We start from the raw sequence: 21,430 nt of genomic DNA on the forward strand, positions 1-21,430 counted from the left end.
TCGTATAATCTGACATCACTTATACATTCAGCAAGCATGGTCCAAAATCCTGCTTATTTCAAAAATTCGTCCTCTATCCGTAAGATTGTTTCTTCAAGCTCTTCGTTTGTTCCATCCATTGAAAGCACTTGTTTTAAAAGCGGCAGCGCTTCTTTCTGGAGACCCTCTTCCAATAAGAAGTGAGCGTATTCATATAAGAAATCCCGATCCTCCCGGTAATGGAGGTACGCAGCTTCGAAGCTTTTTTTCGCTTCGTCATATTGCTCCAGACCCGTATAGGCGCCCGCCAAATACCAATTGTATTTCGGATCTTCTTCGCCGTAGCCGCGGACTTCCTGAATCAGATCAATAATCTCTTCATAGCTTTCTTCTTTATGATAGACGGCTAAAAGCGTATGGAGCGCTTCCACATAACCCGGATCGAGCGCCAGCGCTTCCTGAAGAAGCTTTTTGCCTTCGTCTTCGTTCCCGAGCTTTAACGCCATTTTCGCCGCATAGAGAAAAAGCTCTTTATTGTATTCATCGTAAGTAATACCTTCTTTAGCGGTTTTTAATGCATCTTCATACATGCCCTCTGCCTCGTAGCTTTTTGCAAGCGGCATATAAAGCGATGAATAAGAAGGATCAAGCCCTTTTAAATCAGAAAGCTGCTTAATGGCGGTTTTGACCATTCCCGCCTGATAGGCTGTGAAGCCGTACCCGAAAATCGTATTCGGTTCTGTATGTTCTGCTGCCGCTTTTTCATACCATGAAATCGCTTCTTCAAATTCACCCGCCGCGCTCAATGACTCGGCCAGCCTTTGATGAACATTTACACCGCCGATTTCGTTCCGCTCTTTTGCCGTCTCTTCGTAATAGGGAACGGCTTTTGCGTATGACCCTTGGGTAAAGTACAATTCTCCCAGAGCAAAATCAATAACAGGTTCATCTTTTAACATTGCTTTCGCCTGTAACAGCTTTTGCTCACTTACTTCAAATAAGCCCTGCATCTGATACAGATCAGCCATCAAAAGAAGGCTTTCCGCGTAAGACGGGTCTTCTGGTGATATCGTCTCCAGCACCTCAAGAGCTTTTTCTTCTTCATCAATATCTATTAACAATTCGGCGTAAAAATTCGTCAGCTCAGACTCATCCGGATAAAGGTCATGCAGATCACTGATCAGCGTTAACGCTTTCTCTGCGTTTCCCCATTCATAGTAGAGCTGGGCTGCAATGGCTTTGTCTTCGTCATGAAGCTGCGTTTCAGCTTTTGAAAGCGCTTCGAGTCCCTTTTCGGTTTCACCTGCTTCAACTAATTTTATGGCATCTTGAATCAATGTATTCAAATCAGACCGGTCCTTTCTTTTCCTATACCTCATCAACCAATGAAAAGGGTTTATTCGGGTTATTCTTATCATAATTCAGACAGGGTCTGCCCGCAAATAAGATGCTTCACCCGGCATTTTAGTTTATCAAAAAATGGCGAAGAGGAAAACGGCAAAAAAGGGGACGCCACCTTTATACGCAAACAGCGCGGTTTGATCCGGCTGTTTCTGTAACGAAAACGCATCCCCCCTTCCTGTTATTTTTCCTGTTTAAGACAAGCTATGTCAAAGCTCAAGACTTTATGATACACGAAGAAAAAAGCCCGAAGAATCGTCTTCAGGCTTTTTTGGCTAATTGATCTAAATGCTCAAAGAATGTCGGATATGAGACGTGGATCGCATCTGTATCACGGATGTCAATCGGCTCTTCCGTCAGACATGAGGCGATACCGAGCATCATGCCGATGCGGTGGTCGCCGTGGCTTGATACACTGACGCCGCCCGCGAGTGTCTTTTTGCCGCGGATTTTCATGCCGTCTTCAGTCGCTTCAATGTCTGCGCCGATTTTCCGGAGCTCTGATACAACGGTGTCGATCCGGTTCGTTTCCTTCACTTTCAGCTCCGCCGCGTCTTTAATGACCGTTGTGCCTTCAGCCTGCGTTGCCAAAAGGGCGATAATCGGTATCTCGTCAATTAAACGGGGAATGATTTCTCCGCCGATTTCTGCTGCTTTCAGAGCTGACGTTTCGATAACAAGATCTCCGTACGGCTCCGCGCTGTCCGCTTCTGATGGAATGACTTCGAGTGAAGCCCCCATCTGCTTTAAGACATCAATAATCCCTGTGCGCGTCGGGTTCAGGCCGACATTTTTCAGCACAATCCGGCTTCCGGGAACGGCAGCCCCGGCCGCGAGGAAAAAGGCCGCTGAAGAGATATCCCCAGGTACGAAAATATCAGCTGCCCGAAGCCGCTGACCGCCAGTTACGGAAGCGCTCGTCTCTGTTTCCGCAAGCTCAGCGCCAAATGCGTTCAGCATCCGTTCTGTATGATCTCTTGATTTATGAGGCTCGGTAACGGTCGTCGTTCCTTCTGCCTGTAATCCGGCAAGCAGCACGGCAGATTTGATCTGCGCGCTTGCAACGGGAGACACATAATCGATGCCTTTTAATTGTCCGCCTCTTACAGATAACGGCGTAAATTCTCCGTCCGCTCTTCCGTCAATCACGGCACCCATCTGTTTTAAAGGCTCCGTCACCCTCTTCATCGGGCGCTTTGCAATACTTTCATCGCCCGCTACCGTACTGTGAAATGGGCGTCCGGCTAAAATGCCGAGCATCAGGCGGATGGTCGTGCCGGAATTTCCGACATCAAGAAGGCTGTCAGGCTCATAAAGTGCGTCAATGCCGTTCCCGTGTATCGTTACATCACTTCCGTTCTGTTCAATGGAGACACCCATTTTTCTGAAGCAGGCAATCGTGCTCAGGCAATCGGCTCCCGGCAAAAAGTTTTTTACCGTTGTCGTTCCTTCTGCAAGCGCTCCGAACATAACAGAACGGTGGGAGATGGATTTATCCCCCGGAATATGAATTTCACCGTTTAAAGATGTCACTTTTTCTCTTTTCAATGTTTTCCACCTCAGTCAGCGTAAAATGTGTCATATTTGGCGCGGGATTGAATGCAGATTTCCGCCCGCTTGCGGTCATCATCCGTCTGGAAACTGATTCTCAGAATTCCGTTAATATCTTCTCTCGTTTCGATAATGCGGATGTTCGTGATGCTGATTTGTTCATCAGCCAATATCGCCGTAACCTCCGAAATGACCCCCGGATGATCGGGTACATCAACATAAAGGTCATAAAAGGACGGGATCGCCCCTTTTTGACGGATCGGCAGGCCGTCGCGGTAATCCTTCGCTTTTTTAAAGTAACCGAACAGGTTGTCCGCATCTTCATTTTCTACGTAAGATTCGATCGTGTCAATCTCCCGTTTCCACTCTTTGAAGCGGTCAAGCAGTTTATCTTTGTTGTGAAGGAGAATGTCTCTCCACATCGCCGGACTGCTGGAGGCTATTCTTGTAATATCCCGGAAACCGCCGGCCGCGAAACGCTTCAAAAGCGGGTAATCTTCTTCAGAACGGTGAGCCTGATGTACGAGACTGGCAGCAACGATATGAGGGAAATGACTGATGACGCTCGTCACGCCGTCATGCTCCTCAGGCGTCATCTCCACAAAGTGGGCGTTTGCCGCTTTCAGAAGCTCCTTCAGATGCGTTACTGACTGTTTAGAAGTTGATTTTCCCGGTGTTAAAATGTAAAACGCGTTTTCGAATAAGAATTCTTTTGCGGCAGCTGCCCCTGATTTATGAGACCCCGCCATCGGGTGGCCTCCGACAAATTGATAGTGAGCCGGAAGCACTTTGTCGGCGTAGCGGACGACTTTCTGTTTTGTGCTGCCCACATCCGTAATCAAGAGTTCATGGGTGATGCCCGAGGCGGCCAGCATATCAAGCATTTTCAGCGTTTGGGCGACGGGCGTGGCGATAATGATAACTGATGCTTGCTGCGCCCCTTCCGTAAATGAGCCGGCCCGCTCGTCAATAATCCCGAGCTTCAGCGCGGCAGTGAGCTGTTCTTCCGAAATATCCACGCCGATAATCCGTTTATGCGGATGCTCCTTTTTGATGGCCAATGCGATCGATCCGCCGATCAGCCCGATCCCCGCAAGCAATATAGTATCCTTCATTTCACTCATTTCCTTTTTCATCTAGTTTAATAGAGCAAAGAGGTGATGCTTGATCACCTCTTATAATATTTCAGCTAAAATTGTCAGAATTTCCTCATTCTGCTCTTTCGTACCGACCGTAATCCTTAACGCTGTCGGAAATCCGAGCGCCTGTCCCGAGCGGACGATATATCCTTTTTCCAGCAGGGCCTGGAACAGTTCATCCGCCGGGCGGTTAAAATCAATGAGCACAAAGTTGGTTTGTGAAGGATAACATGTTAAACCGTGGGTTTCGGCAAAATCATAATACTGCTTAAGACCGGCTTTATTTTTTTCGACACATTCCTTAATAAATGCCTGGTCATCAAGCGCAGCCAGTGCCGAAGCCTGACCGATTCTGCTCGTATTGAACGGCTCTCTCGCCGGCTCAATCTGGCGGATCAGCGCTTCGTCCGCAATGCCATATCCGACGCGCAGCGCGGCAAGTCCGTACGCTTTAGAAAATGTGCGGAGGATCATGACATTCTGATATTGCTTTAAAAGCGGAATGCTTTCAGGGTAATCTTCCGCCGTGACATACTCATAGTACGCTTCATCAAGTACAACGAGGATTTCCTCAGGAACTCTGTCTAAAAAGGAGATTAATTCCCGTTCCGAAGTATACGTCCCTGTCGGATTATTCGGATTGCACACCCATATGACTTTCGTCTTGCCGTCAATTGCTTCCAGCATCCGATCCAAATCATGAGCACCGTCGCTGCGGAGCGGCACTTCACGCACTTCAGCGCCCTCAATCACCGCATTGTGTCTGTATTGCGGAAAAGTCGGAGCGGCGGTAATCGTGTTTGTCTGATCATTTAATAAAGAACGGCAGATAATCTGCACAAGCTCATCTGAGCCGTTGCCGAAAATGATCGAAGATTCACTGACCTGCAGATGCTCACTGAGCCGCGTTCTCAAAGCGGCACTGTAACCGTCGGGATACAGCGCGAGCTGCTCAATCTCCTGATGCAGCGCATCTTTAGCGGCCTGTGAACAGCCGAACGGATTTTCATTAGAAGCGAGCTTCACTACTTTCTCAAGCCCGTATTCCATTTTCACTTCTTCTATTGGTTTGCCCGGCTGATACGGTTTCAGCTGCCGCAGCTGTTCTTTAATCTGCAAATCCAGTCACCTCATTTTACACTGTACAGTCGTCCGAACGTCTTTGCGTAGTCTTCAAATTCAAGAAGCGCATCGGCTCTTGTGCCGGGGTTCACAAGCTTTGTTTCAAGCTCTTCTACTTTTTTAACGAGCGCGCTTCCGACAACGACACCGTCTGATATTTCATTCATCTCCTCAACCTGTCTGCGGCTTGAAATGCCAAAACCGACCGCAACCGGAACGGAGCTGAATTCTTTCACTTTTCGGATAAAAGAGTATACAGACGGATCGAATTCTCTGCGTACGCCTGTCACTCCTAAAGAGGATACGCAGTACACAAAGCCGCCGGCCTGTTCAGTAATTATTTTCAGTCGGTTTTCACTTGTCGGCGCAACCAGCGAGATATAAGCGATGTTCTCCTTTTTGCATGCCGTTTGTAAAAGGGCGCTTTCCTCTAACGGAAGATCCGGAACAAGCAGACCGTCTATGTCGTTTTCCCGCAGTAAAGCGAAAAAGTGTTCTTTTTCTAATTGTAACACAGGATTATAATACGTAAAGAGGATAATTGGAATATGAACGCCGTTTTTTTTCATTTTGCCGCCAAGTTCAATGGCTTTTACGATATTCATTCCGTTTTCCAGAGCCCGTTTTGAAGCCCGCTGAATAACCGGGCCGTCGGCGAGCGGATCTGTGTAAGGGACGCCGATTTCAAGGGCTGAGGCGCCTGCGTTCTGCAATGACTTTGCCAGTTCAACTGAAATGTCAGGAAGCGGATCGCCAGCTATAATAAAAGGGATAAATAGTTTTTCAGAATCATGCAGATTAAACATGTGTCTCCACCTCGTTTTCCAAAACATTCATCAGCGTATGAACGTCTTTATCTCCTCTTCCCGACAAACTGACGAGAATGATTTTATCTTTATCCATGTCTTTTGCCATTTCAAACGCTTTTGCCAAAGCGTGTGCAGATTCAATAGCCGGAAGAATGCCTTCTGTTTCAGAAAGCAGACGTAACGCGGCGATCGCTTCATCATCTGTCACACTTTCGTACGTTACACGGCCGCTTTTATGCAGATAGGCATGCTCCGGCCCGATCCCCGGGTAATCAAGGCCTGCTGAAATGGAATACGGTTCGATAATCTGCCCGTATGCATCTTGTATTAAATAGGTCATCGAACCGTGAATCACCCCGAGCCTCCCTTTTGCAATCGTTGCCGCATGCAGCGGTGTATCAATTCCTTTTCCGGCAGCCTCGGCGCCGATCAGCTCAGTATCTTCGTCTAAAAAGGCCTGAAAAATGCCCATCGCATTGCTTCCGCCGCCGACACATGCAACAACCTTATCCGGGAGCGTTCCTTCGGCTTTACGGAGCTGTTCTTTCGCTTCCTCGCCGATGATTTTCTGAAACTCGCGAACGATGTAAGGATACGGATGCGGGCCTACAACAGAACCGATTAGGTAGAAATGATCTTCACAATGCTGGACCCAATATCTGATCGCCTCATTCGTCGCATCTTTCAGCGTGCCGTTTCCGCTTGAGACCGGCACCACTTTTGCGCCGAGCAGCTTCATTCGGAATACGTTCAGCGACTGGCGCGCAACGTCCTCTTCACCCATAAAAACCGTGCACTCAAAACCGAATTTTGCGGCGGCTGTCGCGGCGGCAACACCGTGCTGTCCCGCACCGGTTTCGGCAATGATTTTCGTTTTGCCCATCTTTTTGGCAAGCAGAATCTGGCCTAACGCGTTGTTTATTTTATGGGAACCGGTATGGTTTAAATCTTCCCTTTTCAGATAGATTTTTGCCCCGCCCAAATACTCCGACACCCTGTCTGCAAACGTTAATGCCGTCGGTCTGCCTGAGTAATCAAACAATAGTTTTTGATATTCGGCATGAAAAACGGGATCATTCTTTAATTCTTTGAAAGCCGTTTCGATTTCTTCGAGGGGCCGCATTAATGTTTCAGGGACAAACTTGCCGCCAAATTCGCCGTATCTTCCGATTTCATTTGGATATGGATACATAATGGTTCATCCTTTCTTCTAAAAGCCGGATCAGTGTTTGATCCTTTTGTCCGTTTTTTTCAATTCCGCTGGCAAGATCTATACCGCACGGGCGTGATTTCAGTAAGCCGGTAATCGTTTCAGGATTAACGCCGCCCGCAATAAAACAGCGCTTGTTTGCTTTTTGAGCCTGCTCCCGGTACAAAGGGACACGCTTCCACGAAAACGCGGTTCCCGTCCCGCCCCTCATGCCTTTGACTGAAGAATCAATGACATAGCCGTCGACGGCAGATGCAAATTGATCCATCTGACGAAGCGTGCTTTCTCCGTGATGGAGCGCTTTCCATATCTCTGAACGCACAAGAGGACGGAGACGGCGGGCATCCTCAGGCGATTCATCACCGTGAAGCTGGATAACGTCAAGGGACAGATCAGAAGCGATTTGCGCGATGTTTTCTATCGTTTCATTCACAAAAACTCCGACATGTTTCTTGTCTGTCCGGATCTCTTGTTTCCATTTCCGGACATCATCCGGGGTGACCTTCCGTTTGCTTGCGGCAAAAATAAATCCCAGGTAATCCGCTTCTGAGGCTGCCGCAAGTGCATAATCACGCTTCGATCGTATTCCGCAGTACTTTAATTCAGGCTTTTTCATACCCTCACTCCCCGAACAGCCCGCGGATCGCCTTTTGCTGTGAATCCTCTCTCATTAAGGATTCTCCGATCAATACAGCCTGCGCCCCGTGCTTGTTGACGAATTGCAGGTCAGCCAAAGAGCCGATCCCGCTTTCACTGACCAGCAGACAACCGTCCGGCACAAACTGCGCTATTTTTTCCGTTTGCGAAACCGAAGTACGGAACGTTTTTAAGTCCCGGTTGTTAATGCCGAGAATGTCCGGCTGAAACACCTGTAAAATCCGTTCAAGCACGGTTTCATCATGGACTTCCACAAGAACGTCCATGTCCTTCCCACGTGCTTCCAGGTAAAGCTCATGAAGCTTTGAAGGTTCCAGCGCTTCACCGATCAGCAAAATCGCATCAGCACCGAGCCGGTACGATTCCTCCACCTGCAGGGAGTCAATAATAAAATCCTTTCTTAATACGGGAAGAGAAACGTTTTTTTTAACATCTGTCAAAAAGTGATTTCTTCCCTGAAAAAAACGGGTATCCGTCAGAACAGAAAGGGCGTCGGCTTTGGCTGCTTCATAATCCGCCGCAATCTCTTCCGGAACAAAATGCTCTTTAATCAGTCCTTTAGACGGCGACGCTTTTTTCACTTCAGCGATCAGCCCGATAAAACGATTCGGATTCAGGAGCGCTTCCTTAAAAGATCTCCGTTCAATTTGACAGGTTTCCGGCAGCACAATGGATTTGATTTCTTCTTTTTTCTGCTGAATGATTTGATCAAGCATATAATTCTTCCTCTTTCTGTTTCAGACGTTCGAGCTGCCTTTTGGCATCTCCGTTTTGAATCGTTTCTAAAGCGATGTTTGCTCCTTCTTTCAGATCGTTTGCGAGACCTGCCGTATAAATGGCCGCTCCCGCATTTAAGGCTGTAATGTGCAGAGCGGACGACGGAGCTTCATTTGCAAAAATATTCTGAATGAGATGCGCGCTTTCTTCCGCTGAGCTCACTTGAATATCTTTCAGCGAACCTTCTTTAAAACCGAATTGCTCAGGTGATACCGCATATTCCAGACGTTCACCGTTTTTCAGCTCAATGACATCGGTCGGTGCTGTGACGGACAGTTCATCTAACCCGTCACGCGCCGACACAAGCATGACGTGCCTGACTTCAAATTGTTCCAAAGCGCTTGCCATCAGGCGCGCTTTTTCAGATGAATAGACGCCGATCACCTGCCGTTTCGCCTGCATCGGGTTGCTGAGCGGGCCAAGCAGGTTAAACACGGTTCGGAAGCCCAGCTCTTTTCTCACGGCGGCGACGTGCTTCATTGACGAATGAAACAGCGGGGCAAACAAAAAACCCATTTGCTTCGTCTCAATACTGTGTTTGACACTGTCAGGGGTGGCTTGAATGGAAACACCCAGTTTTTCCAGCACATCCGCGCTGCCGCTCTTAGACGACACAGAACGATTTCCGTGCTTGGCTACTTTGGCTCCGGCGGCAGAGGCTGTAATCGCTGCTGCCGTTGATATGTTAAACGTAGAAATCCCGTCTCCGCCTGTTCCGCACGTATCAACTACATCCTCCAGGCCATCTGCCGTCTGCGCACGGGCCCGCATCACTTTTACAAATCCGGCGAGCTCCTCCGCCGTTTCGCCGCGGTGGGCTAATACCGATAAGATTCCGCCGATTTCAGACTGCGACATGTCTCCGCTCATCATCATTTCCATCAGCTTTTCGGCTTCTCCGGTTTTCAGCGTGCCGCCATTAACGCACGATTGCAGAAATTTGTTCATCCGTCTTCTCCTCCCCGCCAGAAAAGATGTCTTCTGCGATTTGAATCGTTTTTAAAAGCGCCCCCGCTTTGTTGCAGCTCTCTTCATATTCGGCTTCCGGGACGGAATCAGCGACTATTCCCGCGCCCGCCTGCACCGACGCCGTACCGTTTTTGACACTCATGGTGCGGATGGTGATGCACGAATCAATCGAACCGTCAAATCCGATATAAGCGATACATCCGCCGTAAGTTTCTCTGGAAGTCGGTTCTAATTCATTTAAAATCTGCATGGCGCGGATTTTTGGAGCGCCCGAGAGTGTTCCTGCCGGGAATGCCGACATCAGTGCATCAACCGGATGGACCCCCTGTTTTAAACGGCCGGTTACAACGGAGATGATGTGCATCACATGTGAAAAAGAAACGATCTTCGTGAATTCCGGAACGGTTACGGAACCATACTCCGCGACTCTGCCGATATCATTGCGCGCCAGATCGACAAGCATGTAATGTTCAGCTTTTTCTTTTTCGTCATTCATCAGCTCTTTTTTCAGGCGTTCGTCCTCTTCTTTTCCGGCTCCCCTTTTTCTCGTTCCGGCGATCGGATGTATTTCCAGATGTCTGTCATGCACACGGATCAGGCGTTCAGGCGAACTCCCGACAATGTCTCTGTCCGGCAGTTTAATATAGTACATATAAGGTGAAGGGTTGACGATGCGGAGCACCCTGTACAGCTCAAAGGAATGTCTGGATACCGGGATCTCAAACTTTTGCGACAGCACTCCTTGAAAAATATCTCCCGCTTTTATATATTCTTTCAGTTTATTAACGCCGGCCATAAACTCTTCTTTCGTATTATTGGATGTCACATTGGCAAAGCTCGGTGTTTTAAATGTACCTTTTGAAAAAAACGGCTCTTTCATATCTTTCGGTTCTGTCAAAATACCGATAAGCTCGCGAAGCTCAGCGCAATTTTCTTTAAAAACGGCCCTTTTTTCTTCTTCCGTCTCCCGGCCGTTAAGCGCCGCATATTGAATGAAATGCACTTGTTTCGTTTCATGGTCGTAGGCGATGATTTTCCGGCAGACAAACAGCATGCATTTTTCTAAATCTGTTTCTTTTGCGTGGCTTGGCACGGAAGGCTCAATTAAAGGAATCATGTCATAGCTCAGATAACCGACCGCCCCTCCCGAAAACGGGATATCAAGCTCTGGCGTTTTAATGCGGAAGCTTTCATTCATCCAGTCAAGCACGGCTTTTAAATCTCCGGCTTCAAACAGCGTAAGCCCTTTCGGATCAACGGCAGTGAATGTGTGATGACTCTCTTTAATCGTGATAAAAGGATCGAGACCGATAAAAGAGTATCTTGACCAGCTTGACGACTCATCCTTGCTTTCCAGCAAATACGTAATGTTTCTGTCCAGTTTTTCAACCATCTGAATGGGTGTGATCGTATCGACCGTAAAAGTCTCTGCGATTGGAATGGTGCGGTGTGTCAGACTGTCCTTTAAAAATAAAGAAACATCCGATTGTAAATTCATGATTCTCCTCCTTACGGTAAGGAGAATGAGATGAGGAGTGAGAGGGGTCTTGCGTATAAGAAATAAACCCAAAAGAAAGGCTTCTTTTGGGCAGAATAAAAACGTGTTTATCTCAGCTCAGCTAAACTCATTCTCTGCTACCCTATTCTAAACTCAACTGTTTCATCAACTGACTTCTAAGCTTTATACACACTCTTGTGTATTTCTAAGCTTTTTTTATCGTATTACATGTCAGTATTTTTTGTCAATGATAAATCCGGTCTTAACACAACGGCTTTTTCTAAATAGACATGCTTGATTTCATCTTGAGGCGTATCGGTCTGAACCGTCATCAGGACACGGATACACTTTTTCAGAGCGCCTGCGACATCCATTTCCTGCATGCATGTTACCGGGACGTACTGCCACCCGGAAAGGCGGCGGACCGCTTTTGCCGGAAATACGGAATGGATGTCTGGCGTGGCGGATAACAGGATCTGCACGACGTCTTCCGGCTTGCATCCATTTTGTTCAATGATTTTTTCAAGCAGCTGCTGTGTTTTTTCTAAAATTTCTTGTTCGGTGTCTTGTTCCACCGTTGTTGCTCCGCGAATGCCGCGTATCATCATGCTGTTTCCTCCATTCGCCATTTGTTCAGCAAATTTTCAAGCTCATCTTTTGAAAGCATACAGTCCTGCGCTTCGCCTAATTCCTTCAATACGATGAACTGAGTCATGCCTCCGCGCGTTTTTTTGTCATTCATCATCCGGGCGGAGAGAACTGATGTTGCAATATCTTGTCTGATGCTTCCCGGGTAGCCGAGCCCAACCAGCCATTGCGTGAGTTCTTTTCTGTTCATCTTGCATCCCGCAACTTGTTCACTCACGTAAAGGGCAAACTGCATGCCGAGGGCGACCGCATCTCCATGTGTAATCCGGCCGTAGCCATATTCCGCCTCAACGGCGTGGCCGAGCGTATGTCCGAAATTCAGAAAAGCTCTTATCCCCTCTTCCTTTTCGTCCTCACGCACAACGGCCGATTTGATTGAGATTCCTTTATAAATCATTTCATTCAGCTCAGCGCTTGTCAGTTCGTTTAACGTATCAAGCGTGAGAAGCTTTTCTAAAAAAGCGTGATCGGCGATAAACGCATGTTTTATCACCTCAGCCATACCCGATCTCAGCTCTTGTTCCGGCAGGGTTTTCAGAAGCTCCGTATCATAAATCACCGCTTTCGGCTGATAGAACGCTCCGATTAAATTCTTTCCGAGTTTATGATTGACGGCCACCTTGCCGCCGACCGCGCTGTCATGGGCAAGCAGTGTCGTCGGCATTTGGATGAAATCAATTCCGCGCATAAAAGTCGCTGCGCAAAAGCCGGCCAAATCACCCGTCACACCGCCTCCGAAGGCGATCATACATGAAGAGCGGTCCATATGGAAGGCAATCGCTTCCGATTGAATCCGTTCATACTCTTTCAGAGACTTCGCTTCTTCTCCGCTCGGGACGATCACTTTTTTTACGGGCCATGTTTCGTTTAGAAGCCGGAACATCTCATCACCGTAAAGCCGGTCGACTTCAGCGTCGATGACGAGCAGGATTTTTGTCAGCGGCCTGTTCAGTGAAGTCAAAAGTGCAGCGGCCTGTTTCCTGATGCCTTCACCGATATACACGGGATATGCGGAGGAAGCCGTCCGAACCTCAAGCTCCTTCATTAGAATTCCCTCGATAGTTTCTTCATGTTTTCAACATTTTCTTTAATGCGGTCGATCTGGTCAAGGCCGAATTGTTCTACGACGGCATTTGCGATTTCCCAGGCCACTGCCGCTTCAGCCACGACGCTTGCCGCAGGAACCGCGCAGCTGTCTGAACGTTCAATGCTCGCTGAAAACGGCTCTTTCGTTTCAATATCAACGCTTTTCAGCGGCTTATATAAAGTCGGGATCGGTTTCATAACACCGCGGACGACAATCGGCATTCCTGTCGTCATACCGCCTTCTAATCCTCCGAGCCTATTCGTGGCGCGTGTGTAGCCTTTCTCTTCATCCCACACGATTTCATCATGAACATCACTGCCGTTTTTGCCGGCCGCTTCAAAACCGATGCCGAACTCGACCCCTTTAAAAGCATTGATCGACAGAACCGCAGCGGCGAGCTTGCTGTCCAGTTTACGGTCATAATGGACATAGCTTCCGACACCGACCGGCATGCCTTCAACAATCACTTCAACGATTCCGCCGATCGAGTCACCGTTTGCCTTCGCTTCATCAATGGCTGCCATCATTTGACGGCCTGCTTCTTCATCGTAGCATCTGACCGGTGATTCTTCCGTTACCCGTTTGAGATCCTCAATGGATGTGTAATCGGTTTTCTCTGCTTTTACGCTGCCGATTTGCAAAACATGTCCGGCCACTGTAATGCCAAGCTCCGCTAAAATCTTTTTAGCGACGGCTCCGGCAGCCACGCGAACCGTTGTCTCACGCGCGGAAGATCGTTCTAACACATTTCTCATATCGCGGTGATTGTACTTAATGGCGCCGTTTAAATCCGCGTGCCCCGGTCTCGGTCTTGAAATCTGGCGTTTCATTTCACTTTCTTCTTCTTCTGTAATCGGTGCGGCGCCCATAATTTTTGTCCAGTGGGTCCAGTCTTTATTTTCTACAACGAGCGCAATGGGTGAACCGAGTGTCCGGGCATGCCGCACGCCGCTCGTAATCTTCGCTCTGTCCGTTTCAATCTGCATGCGCCGTCCGCGCCCGTGCCCTTTTTGGCGTCTGGCAAGCTCAAAATTAATGTCTTCCTCAGTTATATAAAGCCCCGCAGGCACACCTTCTATAATGGTCGTCAGCTGCGGACCGTGTGATTCTCCGGCTGTTAAGTATCTCATTTCGTTCTTCTCCCTTCATCACATTAACGCTTTTAAGTAAAACTATAACACAAGTTTTCATAAAATGTCTTCTATCTTTTTTGATAAAAAAATGTATCGGTGCTTTCAAGGCCGAATTTTTCCGGGCTGAAAATTTGTTCTGTGCTTCCGACAAACAGAATTCCGTTCTTTTTCAGGCTGTCCGCCATTTTCACATACAGCTCTTCTTTCGCTTTTTCAGTAAAATAAATAAAAACATTGCGGCAGACGATCAGATCAAAATCCTGTTCATAGCTGTCGGCAAGCAGGTTGTGCCGCTTAAACCGGATGTTTTTCTGAATCTCTTGTTTTACTTGATAGCTGTTGTCAGCCTGCTTGGTGAAATAGCGGCTTTTTATGGAAGCCGGCACCTCTTGCAAGGACCGCTCCTGATAAATGCCCCGCTTGGCTTTGCCGAGCGCCTTTTCATCAATATCTGTCGCCAGTATATCAAAGCCGGCCAAACCCGCCTGCTGATTGAGAATCATGGCCAAGGTATAGGGTTCCTCCCCCGTTGAACAGGCCGCACTCCATATTTTTAACGGTTTGTTATGCTTTATTAACGGAAGAATTGAGGTTTCAAGAACTTCCCATCGTTTATAATTTCGGTAAAATTCAGAAACATTGATTGTCATCCTGTCCAATGTTTCATTTAATAAAAGCTTGTCTTTCTCCAAAGCGGCGGCAAATTCCTGAAAATCTTTGAATCCCTTTTTTTCATAAAGGGACGTCAGCCGCCTTTTCATTTGTGCTTCTTTGTATAAAGATAAATCAACACCGGTTATTTTCTTCCACTTGGTGATAAAAATGTCGTAAGGCTCCATTGCTTCTCTCCCAATCTCGCTGTCTTTTGTCCTAGTATAGCCTGTTTTCTTTCTAATTTGTATGATTTCAATAAAAAAATCAGCCCGCAGGCTGATTTGTGAGAAATGAAAAGACAGGGCAGAGAAGCCTCTGTCTTTCTTAAAATATGTAAACCTTTTCATAACAAGAGAAAAAGAAAGGCTGACGGCTTAGTACACCCAGTCGGCCATTAATTTTTGATACGGTACAAGCTCTTCCTGTTTAAAGAAAATGTCAATTTCCCGTTCAGCGCTTTCTAAGGAGTCTGAACCGTGAATGATATTTTTGCCGACAAACATGCCGTAGTCACCGCGAATCGTGCCTGGCAGTGCGTCTTTCGGGTTTGTTTTTCCGATCAGCTGTCTTGTGATCTCTACTACATTTTCCCCTTCCCATACCATTGCAAATACGGGTCCTGATGTAATAAATTCCACAAGCTCACCGAAAAACGGTTTCCCTTTATGTTCAGCATAATGGTTTTCAGCCATCTGTTCTGAAACTTGCATCAGCTTGGCTCCTGCCAATTGTAAGCCCTTACGCTCAAATCTCGATAAAATCTCTCCGATCAGCTGGCGCTGTACGCCGTCCGGTTTTACCATGATAAAAGTTTTTTCCATAAGATTCTCCACCCCATCATTATGTATAGGCTTTCAAGTTGCACACCGAAATCGTAACATCTTTCTGACAATTAATCAATCCAGGGCGGAGAATGTTCACATCTTGTTCGTAAAAGGATTTAAAATTTCCGTTTGCCGATATATTTGGCAATGGCGGCCAATGATGAACGCGCACGTCCTCTCGGCAGCGTATTCAGCTTTTCAAACGCTTTTTTTAAGTATCTGTCACTGACGGCCATTGATTTTTCAATCGCATCTGTGCGTTTAATATTTTCAATAATGGGGGCGAGCTGCTCCTGTGTTGTTTCGCTGTTAATTAATTTCAGCTGATTTTTCAATTCAGGCTGACGCAGCGCGTACAAAACGGGCAGAGTGACGTTTCCTTGCAGCAGATCTCCTCCGACCGGTTTTCCCAGCTCCTCTTCCGTTGAAGTGAAATCAAGGATATCATCAATAATCTGGTAGGACATGCCCACGTAATAGCCGAACCAATATAATGCTTTATGAATCTTTTCATCAGCTCCCGAAGCGATGGCGCCGAGCTGGCAGCTGACGGCGATAAGAAGCGCCGTTTTCCGTTTGATGCGGCGTAAATAGGTTCTGAGGTTTTGTTCCATATTATATTTATCTTTGATCTGTTCAATTTCTCCGAGGCATACTTCTACGATGGTTTTGGACAGGATCCGGTGGGCTTTCGGCTCATCCAGTCTCGTCATCATCTCAAGCGAGCCCGCAAGCATATAATCACCGGTATACATGGCAATGCGGTTGTCCCATTTGGCTTTAATGGTCGGCTTTCCTCTCCGCAGCTCGGCGTCATCAATGACGTCGTCATGGACGAGGGAGGCCATATGAATCATCTCCAGCGTCACCGCAACATATTTTATTTTATTAATGTCATAGTCGCCGAACATGCCGGAAAGCAATACGAAAACAGGACGGATCCGCTTGCCTCCTGCCTGAAGCAGATGGAGCCCGGCTTCACTCAGCAAGGGATAGTCAGACCGTACCGTCTGCTCAAGCTCCCTTTCGATCACATCAATATCATCATTTAAAAAAGAATAGGCCATTTTAAATTTCATATCATTCACCCAAACATCTGTATATTCATCATTTCCAGCCGATATGCGTAGCGGCCACTCCGCCGGTAAACGAATGGTATTTGACATTCGTCAGGCCCGCTTCTTCAAACAGACGCGCAAGCTCTTTCATACCGGGAAATTCTCTTGCTGATTCTTGAAGCCAAGAATATTCTTTATAGCTCTTCGCAAACATTTTTCCGAAGAAAGGCATGATGTATTTAAAATAAAGGAAATATGCCTGTCTGAAACCGATCATTTCCGGCTGGGATGTTTCCAGGCATACGACCTGTCCGCCCGGTTTGACGACGCGCCGCATTTCTTTCAGCACGGTCAGATAGTCGGGAACGTTCCGGAGTCCGAAGCCGATGGTGACAAAATCAAAAGAATCATCAGCGAAAGGAAGCTCCATTGCGTTTCCGTGCAAAAGCTCAATTTGGCTGTAACCGCCCTCTTTTACTTTTTTCTCGCCGATGCTCAGCATATTTTTGCTGAAATCCAGCCCTTTGATTTCACCGATTTTTCCGGCAGCTTCTGCGAGGGCAATCGTCCAGTCAGCCGTCCCGCAGCAGACGTCAAGCGCTTTTGCGCCTTCTTGCACATTCATGATCTGCATCGTTTTGTCGCGCCATTTTTTATGCTGCTGAAAACTGATGACAGAGTTCATTTGGTCATAATTTTTATAGATTTTTTCAAACACGCCGTGTACGCGCTGTTCTTTTGACTCCTGCATGTTGATTACCCTTCTTCCACTTTCTGATGATATGTTTTGTCTTGGCTGATCGCTTTAAGCCGGTTCAGCATTAGATTTTGGATTGGTGAATTGAGCGGCAGCAGCGTTTCAATGCTTTGCTTCGCCTTTCGGAAGCTTTCTTCCAGTATTTCAGCCTTTGATTTCCCTGACTTTACAATATTGCCGATGACATCGAGAAATATAGCATTGCCGTTCATCAGCCGCTTATACACAAAAAAATCACTCGCCAGCTCTTTCCAGCGCGGAAGATTAAAGTGGTCTGACACTCTGTGAAACAGGGCCGCTTCCACAATCGCCATGCTTTCGATCAATTGATTCAAGTCATTGACAGACCGATCGTACAGACGGATTTTATGCTCATTGATTTCTTTAATTGCCGTAGCGAGCGTCCGGATCATATAGATATCCTTCATTTCAGATAAAAGCGAATAATACAGTCCGCTGAAATAGTCGCCGGCAAGCACGGTGAGCTGCCGGTTTTTATTTTCGTCTCGCTTTAACGCTCTGGCTGTTGTCACTTCATCGTGGGTATCAAGGGCGCTTTGGACAAGCATCGCAGTTACTATGTAATTTTCTCTGTCGTTGTTCTTAATGTCCGCCTCTTCAAACAAAGCGTGAAAAAGAAGAAGCTTATCCTCATCGATTTTCGGCGCAGAAATATGTTTCGCTAAATAAGGATGAGACAGCTTTTGTTTTAATTTCGTATTTAAATTCGCTAAAGTTCCGTAGATGTCTTGCAAAAATATCACCCTTGTCCCCAAATTCACATTTATTCTAATATGTATGAGATTTACTCGTCATTATTATACGCAGGTATCATTATAGCATAAAAAAAAGAAATTGGCTGTATTCTCCCGCCGTTTGCGGGCATTTGGCAAAAGCGGGAAACAGCCGGCTTATTTTTTTTCGCTGTTCATTTCTCCGTAAGCGGTCTGGATGAGGGCATTGCCCCTCACTTTGATGGCTGAAGTATGCTCTGTAAACTGAGCGATAATCACTTCACCTTTGTCCAGCTTTTCAGAATGGTGGAATTTCGTATCCGTTCCTCTCGTTAAACCGATGACGTTCACACCGTCCTCGACCGCTTTAATGACGACAAAATCACTTGAATGCTTTGAATTCATATCTGCACCCTCTATCATAATTAATCCGCACGTTTAATATGTTCTAACACTTCGGAACGCGCCGCAGCGTCCTCTTTAAAAATACCTCTTACAGCGGAAGTTACCGTTTTTGCCCCCGGCTTTCTTACGCCTCTCATCGTCATGCACATATGCTCAGCTTCAACGACAACCATGACGCCGTGGGGATCTAAGGTGTCTACGATGCTTTCTGCAATCGTTGAAGTAATGCGCTCCTGCAGCTGCGGGCGTTTTGAAACGGCTTCCACAGCACGCGCCAATTTACTCAGACCTGTCACTTTACCGCCGCGCGGAATGTAGGCAATATGCGCTTTTCCGTAAAAAGGAACAAGATGATGTTCACACATAGAATGAAACGCGATATCTTTTACAAGAACAAGCTCCTCGTGGTCCTCGCCGAAAACGGTTTTGAAATGCTCTTTCGGGTCTTCATTTAACCCCGAGAATACTTCCGCATACATTTTCGCCACGCGTTTCGGTGTATCTAAAAGACCTTCCCGGTCCGGGTCTTCTCCAATCGCCTCTAAAATCTGGCGAACTGCCTGTTCAATCTGTTCTTTATTAACTTCTTTCATTGTCTGTGTCCTCCACCATTGAATACATTTAATTTCGATTCTAGCACATTTGACGCGCCAAAAGCAAAACGAAAGTCCTGCCCGGAGACCGAGGCTGCTTAAATATGAAAAGCCCCTTTATCAAGGGGCTTTTCTGTGAAGAAACAAAGTGTATGTATCAGATGCATACACGATCTATATTCACAATTATTTTCCTGCAACAGCGTCTTTAAGAGCTTTACCTGGTTTGAAAGCAGGTACCTTGCTTGCAGGGATTTCGATTTCTTCACCTGTTTGCGGGTTACGTCCTTTACGTGCAGAACGCTCGCGCACCTCAAAGTTACCGAAACCGATCAGTTGGATTTTATCACCATTTTTAAGTGCATCTAAAATCGTATCAAAAACAGAATCAACTGCTTTTGTAGCGTCTTTTTTAGACAATTCGCTTGCTTCTGCAACCGCATTGATTAGTTCTGTCTTGTTCATGCCTTTCACCTCCTCCCAAAAGGGTATCAATTCAGCAGTTTATTATCATTTCTTCACAGTTCAGCCTGATTCTAAACCTGTCTTATAAAAAATCAAAGCAGGGAAGAACAGACAAGTAAACGGCTTTTCAAAAGAAAACAGACACTTTGAGGAATGTTTGTCCAACAAAGTGAAGATTTTCTGTAAGTAGAGTAACACATATAAAAAGCCATATCAAGCATTTTAAAGCCCCAATCCCTTGCTCGTCAAGGTTTTCGCGTGTTTTACCGAACAAATATTCCTTTTTTTGCTTTTTTCCTCCTAATCCTTGATTGATTTCCAGTATCTAAAAGACAAAAAAAGACCCCCCGTTTCAGGAAGAGGTCCTTCAGCTTACAAAATAATGGCGATCAGGCCGCCTGAGCCTTCGTTTATAATTCTCTCAAGCGTTTCTTTCAGTTTATATCTCGCATTTTCCGGCATAAGCGACAGTTTCGCCGAGATTCCTTCTCTTACGATCGAGCTCAATGATCTTCCGAAAATATCGGAGTTCCAGATCGAAAGCGGATCATCCTCAAAGTCCTGCATTAAGTAGCGGACAAGCTCTTCGCTTTGCTTTTCCGTCCCGATGATCGGCGCGAATTCACTTTCCACATCCACTTTGATCATATGAATGGACGGGGCGACTGCTTTCAGCCTTACTCCGAATCTTGATCCCTGTCTGATGATTTCCGGTTCATCAAGGCTCATATCCGTTAAGGCCGGGGCTGCAATGCCGTAGCCGGTCTGTTTCACCATTTTCAGCGCGTCTGAAACCTGATCATATTCCTTTTTCGCGTGGGCGAAGTCCTGCATTAATTCAAGCAGGTGGTCTTTCCCGCGGATTTCGACGCCCACTACTTCTTTTAAAATCTGGTCGTATAAATGATCCGGCGCGTATAAATCAATTTCTGCGACACCCTGGCCAAGTTCAATTCCGGCCAATCCGGCGCTTTCAATAAACTCAAATTCACTGAAGTGGCCGACAACCCGGTCGACGTCGCGCAGTCGTTTGATATCTTTTACGGTTTCTTTCACTGACTCCTGGTAACTTTCTCTGAGCCAGTGATTTTCTTTCAGCACCATGACCCAGCTCGGAAGGTTGACATTCACTTCCAGCACAGGGAACTCGTAAAGCGCTTCTCTGAGAACGCTTAACACATCTGTTTCCCTCATGCTTTCAACACTCATGGCGAGAACGGGGATATCATATTTCGCGCTTAATTCAGCTCTGAGCGCTTCTGTTTCCGGGTGGTACGGCTTCACCGAGTTGATGACCATAATAAACGGTTTGCCGACTTCCTTCAGCTCGTCAATGACTCTTTCTTCCGCTTCTACGTAATCGCCCCGCGCAATATCACCGATTGAGCCATCCGTCGTAATGACGACCCCGATTGTGGAATGTTCCTGGATGACTTTTCTCGTACCGATCTCCGCCGCTTCATGAAAGGGAATCGGTTCTTCGTACCATGGTGTATTAATCATTCTCGGGCCGTTTTCATCTTCATACCCCTTCGCACCGGGAACCGTGTATCCCACACAATCCACAAGACGGATATTGACGTCAAGCCCTTCCGCCACATGTACGGACATGGCTTGATTCGGAACAAATTTTGGTTCTGTGGTCATTATCGTTTTTCCTGCTGCGCTTTGCGGAAGCTCATCCTGCGCCCGCGCTCGGTCGGCTTCATTGCTGATATTCGGGAGCACCACAAGCTCCATAAATTTTTTAATGAATGTAGATTTCCCTGTACGGACAGCGCCGACGACTCCTAAGTATATATCGCCTCCTGTTCGTTCAGCGATATCCTTGAAAATATCGACCTTTTCCAAGTGATCCCCTCCCGGACTTCCTATCCTTATCATTTTTCATTCACCATTCTTCAATCAAATACAGGACACTATATGTGTATGACGTTGTCCTATTTCAATATGACATCTT

At 46.8% G+C, this 21,430-nt stretch carries 22 protein-coding genes; all 22 read right to left on the reverse strand.

Annotated elements, in window-relative coordinates; all coding sequences use genetic code 11:
• Positions 1–53: 53 nt before the first annotated feature.
• The 22 genes from AC1DN5_RS11550 to spoIVA all read right to left on the reverse strand — a co-directional run bounded on the left by AC1DN5_RS11550 (position 54) and on the right by spoIVA (position 21,321).
• Positions 54–1,325, reverse strand: coding sequence for a tetratricopeptide repeat protein (locus AC1DN5_RS11550; RefSeq protein WP_045927200.1), 1,272 nt, complete (start codon positions 1,323–1,325; stop codon positions 54–56).
• A 316-nt stretch (positions 1,326–1,641) separates the two neighbouring features.
• Positions 1,642–2,928, reverse strand: coding sequence for a 3-phosphoshikimate 1-carboxyvinyltransferase (gene aroA, locus AC1DN5_RS11555; RefSeq protein ID WP_016939090.1), 1,287 nt, complete (start codon positions 2,926–2,928; stop codon positions 1,642–1,644).
• Positions 2,929–2,939: 11 nt separating this feature from the next.
• Entirely contained in the window at positions 2,940–4,055 is a 1,116-nt protein-coding gene (locus AC1DN5_RS11560) for a prephenate dehydrogenase (protein WP_029575377.1), read from the reverse strand.
• A 51-nt stretch (positions 4,056–4,106) separates the two neighbouring features.
• A complete protein-coding gene (gene hisC / locus AC1DN5_RS11565) occupies positions 4,107–5,189 on the reverse strand; it encodes a histidinol-phosphate transaminase (protein ID WP_064779074.1) in 1,083 nt (360 codons plus the stop codon).
• An 11-nt stretch (positions 5,190–5,200) separates the two neighbouring features.
• Positions 5,201–5,998 carry a tryptophan synthase subunit alpha gene (trpA, locus tag AC1DN5_RS11570; RefSeq protein WP_366969222.1) on the reverse strand — a complete coding sequence of 266 codons (798 nt, stop codon included), beginning with the start codon at positions 5,996–5,998 and terminating at the stop codon, positions 5,201–5,203.
• A complete protein-coding gene (gene trpB, locus AC1DN5_RS11575) occupies positions 5,991–7,193 on the reverse strand; it encodes a tryptophan synthase subunit beta (RefSeq protein WP_016939094.1) in 1,203 nt (400 codons plus the stop codon). The genes trpA and trpB overlap by 8 nt, the downstream gene beginning before the upstream one ends.
• Positions 7,174–7,827 (reverse strand): phosphoribosylanthranilate isomerase, encoded by a 654-nt coding sequence (locus tag AC1DN5_RS11580; protein WP_366969221.1) that lies wholly within the window; start codon positions 7,825–7,827, stop codon positions 7,174–7,176. Before AC1DN5_RS11580 ends, trpB begins: the two co-directional genes overlap by 20 nt.
• Positions 7,828–7,831: 4 nt before the next feature.
• A complete protein-coding gene (gene trpC / locus AC1DN5_RS11585) occupies positions 7,832–8,584 on the reverse strand; it encodes an indole-3-glycerol phosphate synthase TrpC (RefSeq protein ID WP_366969220.1) in 753 nt (250 codons plus the stop codon).
• A complete protein-coding gene (gene trpD / locus AC1DN5_RS11590) occupies positions 8,577–9,593 on the reverse strand; it encodes an anthranilate phosphoribosyltransferase (RefSeq protein ID WP_366969219.1) in 1,017 nt (338 codons plus the stop codon). Before trpD ends, trpC begins: the two co-directional genes overlap by 8 nt.
• A complete protein-coding gene (gene trpE, locus AC1DN5_RS11595) occupies positions 9,565–11,112 on the reverse strand; it encodes an anthranilate synthase component I (RefSeq protein ID WP_366969217.1) in 1,548 nt (515 codons plus the stop codon). The genes trpD and trpE overlap by 29 nt, the downstream gene beginning before the upstream one ends.
• A 224-nt stretch (positions 11,113–11,336) precedes the next feature.
• Positions 11,337–11,720: a chorismate mutase gene (gene aroH, locus AC1DN5_RS11600; protein WP_045510999.1), complete on the reverse strand. Its 384-nt coding sequence runs from the start codon at positions 11,718–11,720 to the stop codon at positions 11,337–11,339.
• Complete coding sequence (gene aroB / locus AC1DN5_RS11605) at positions 11,717–12,805, reverse strand: 3-dehydroquinate synthase (protein WP_047475721.1); 1,089 nt, start codon at positions 12,803–12,805, stop codon at positions 11,717–11,719. Before aroB ends, aroH begins: the two co-directional genes overlap by 4 nt.
• Positions 12,805–13,977, reverse strand: coding sequence for a chorismate synthase (gene aroC, locus AC1DN5_RS11610; protein WP_327815376.1), 1,173 nt, complete (start codon positions 13,975–13,977; stop codon positions 12,805–12,807). Before aroC ends, aroB begins: the two co-directional genes overlap by 1 nt.
• Before the next feature lie 71 nt (positions 13,978–14,048).
• On the reverse strand, positions 14,049–14,819 hold the full coding sequence (locus AC1DN5_RS11615) for a CheR family methyltransferase (RefSeq protein WP_047475719.1): 771 nt from the start codon (positions 14,817–14,819) through the stop codon (positions 14,049–14,051).
• A gap of 189 nt (positions 14,820–15,008) precedes the next feature.
• Entirely contained in the window at positions 15,009–15,455 is a 447-nt protein-coding gene (ndk, locus tag AC1DN5_RS11620; RefSeq protein ID WP_003153455.1) for a nucleoside-diphosphate kinase, read from the reverse strand.
• 119 nt (positions 15,456–15,574) lie between these two features.
• A complete protein-coding gene (gene hepT / locus AC1DN5_RS11625; RefSeq protein ID WP_016939103.1) occupies positions 15,575–16,537 on the reverse strand; it encodes a heptaprenyl diphosphate synthase component II in 963 nt (320 codons plus the stop codon).
• A gap of 28 nt (positions 16,538–16,565) precedes the next feature.
• Entirely contained in the window at positions 16,566–17,267 is a 702-nt protein-coding gene (gene menG, locus AC1DN5_RS11630; RefSeq protein ID WP_095241728.1) for a demethylmenaquinone methyltransferase, read from the reverse strand.
• A 5-nt stretch (positions 17,268–17,272) separates the two neighbouring features.
• Positions 17,273–18,028 (reverse strand): heptaprenyl diphosphate synthase component 1, encoded by a 756-nt coding sequence (hepS, locus tag AC1DN5_RS11635; protein WP_016939105.1) that lies wholly within the window; start codon positions 18,026–18,028, stop codon positions 17,273–17,275.
• Positions 18,029–18,184: 156 nt separating this feature from the next.
• On the reverse strand, positions 18,185–18,412 hold the full coding sequence (gene mtrB / locus AC1DN5_RS11640) for a trp RNA-binding attenuation protein MtrB (protein ID WP_003153449.1): 228 nt from the start codon (positions 18,410–18,412) through the stop codon (positions 18,185–18,187).
• Between the two features lie 20 nt (positions 18,413–18,432).
• Complete coding sequence (gene folE / locus AC1DN5_RS11645; RefSeq protein ID WP_095241729.1) at positions 18,433–19,005, reverse strand: GTP cyclohydrolase I FolE; 573 nt, start codon at positions 19,003–19,005, stop codon at positions 18,433–18,435.
• Positions 19,006–19,191: 186 nt separating this feature from the next.
• Positions 19,192–19,470, reverse strand: coding sequence for a non-specific DNA-binding protein Hbs (gene hbs, locus AC1DN5_RS11650; protein WP_003153447.1), 279 nt, complete (start codon positions 19,468–19,470; stop codon positions 19,192–19,194).
• Between the two features lie 372 nt (positions 19,471–19,842).
• Entirely contained in the window at positions 19,843–21,321 is a 1,479-nt protein-coding gene (gene spoIVA / locus AC1DN5_RS11655) for a stage IV sporulation protein A (protein ID WP_003153438.1), read from the reverse strand.
• Positions 21,322–21,430: the final 109 nt, after the last annotated feature.

The sequence above is a fragment of the Bacillus sp. 01N42_2 genome, from assembly GCF_056399565.1.

Bases quoted from the DNA above. Each gene is read 5' to 3' on its own strand.
- AC1DN5_RS11615 (WP_047475719.1), bottom strand. From the start codon at position 14,819: ATGGAGCCTTACGACATTTTTATCACCAAGTGGAAGAAAATAACCGGT.
- aroB (WP_047475721.1), bottom strand. From the start codon at position 12,805: ATGAAGGAGCTTGAGGTTCGGACGGCTTCCTCCGCATATCCCGTGTAT.
- trpC (WP_366969220.1), bottom strand. From the start codon at position 8,584: ATGCTTGATCAAATCATTCAGCAGAAAAAAGAAGAAATCAAATCCATT.
- hbs (WP_003153447.1), bottom strand. From the start codon at position 19,470: ATGAACAAGACAGAACTAATCAATGCGGTTGCAGAAGCAAGCGAATTG.
- menG (WP_095241728.1), bottom strand. From the start codon at position 17,267: ATGCAGGAGTCAAAAGAACAGCGCGTACACGGCGTGTTTGAAAAAATC.
- ndk (WP_003153455.1), bottom strand. From the start codon at position 15,455: ATGGAAAAAACTTTTATCATGGTAAAACCGGACGGCGTACAGCGCCAG.
- mtrB (WP_003153449.1), bottom strand. From the start codon at position 18,412: ATGAATTCAAAGCATTCAAGTGATTTTGTCGTCATTAAAGCGGTCGAG.
- trpE (WP_366969217.1), bottom strand. From the start codon at position 11,112: ATGAATTTACAATCGGATGTTTCTTTATTTTTAAAGGACAGTCTGACA.
- folE (WP_095241729.1), bottom strand. From the start codon at position 19,005: ATGAAAGAAGTTAATAAAGAACAGATTGAACAGGCAGTTCGCCAGATT.
- hepT (WP_016939103.1), bottom strand. From the start codon at position 16,537: ATGAAATTTAAAATGGCCTATTCTTTTTTAAATGATGATATTGATGTG.
- AC1DN5_RS11580 (WP_366969221.1), bottom strand. From the start codon at position 7,827: ATGAAAAAGCCTGAATTAAAGTACTGCGGAATACGATCGAAGCGTGAT.
- AC1DN5_RS11560 (WP_029575377.1), bottom strand. From the start codon at position 4,055: ATGAGTGAAATGAAGGATACTATATTGCTTGCGGGGATCGGGCTGATC.
- trpD (WP_366969219.1), bottom strand. From the start codon at position 9,593: ATGAACAAATTTCTGCAATCGTGCGTTAATGGCGGCACGCTGAAAACC.
- aroH (WP_045510999.1), bottom strand. From the start codon at position 11,720: ATGATGATACGCGGCATTCGCGGAGCAACAACGGTGGAACAAGACACC.
- aroC (WP_327815376.1), bottom strand. From the start codon at position 13,977: ATGAGATACTTAACAGCCGGAGAATCACACGGTCCGCAGCTGACGACC.
- trpB (WP_016939094.1), bottom strand. From the start codon at position 7,193: ATGTATCCATATCCAAATGAAATCGGAAGATACGGCGAATTTGGCGGC.
- trpA (WP_366969222.1), bottom strand. From the start codon at position 5,998: ATGTTTAATCTGCATGATTCTGAAAAACTATTTATCCCTTTTATTATA.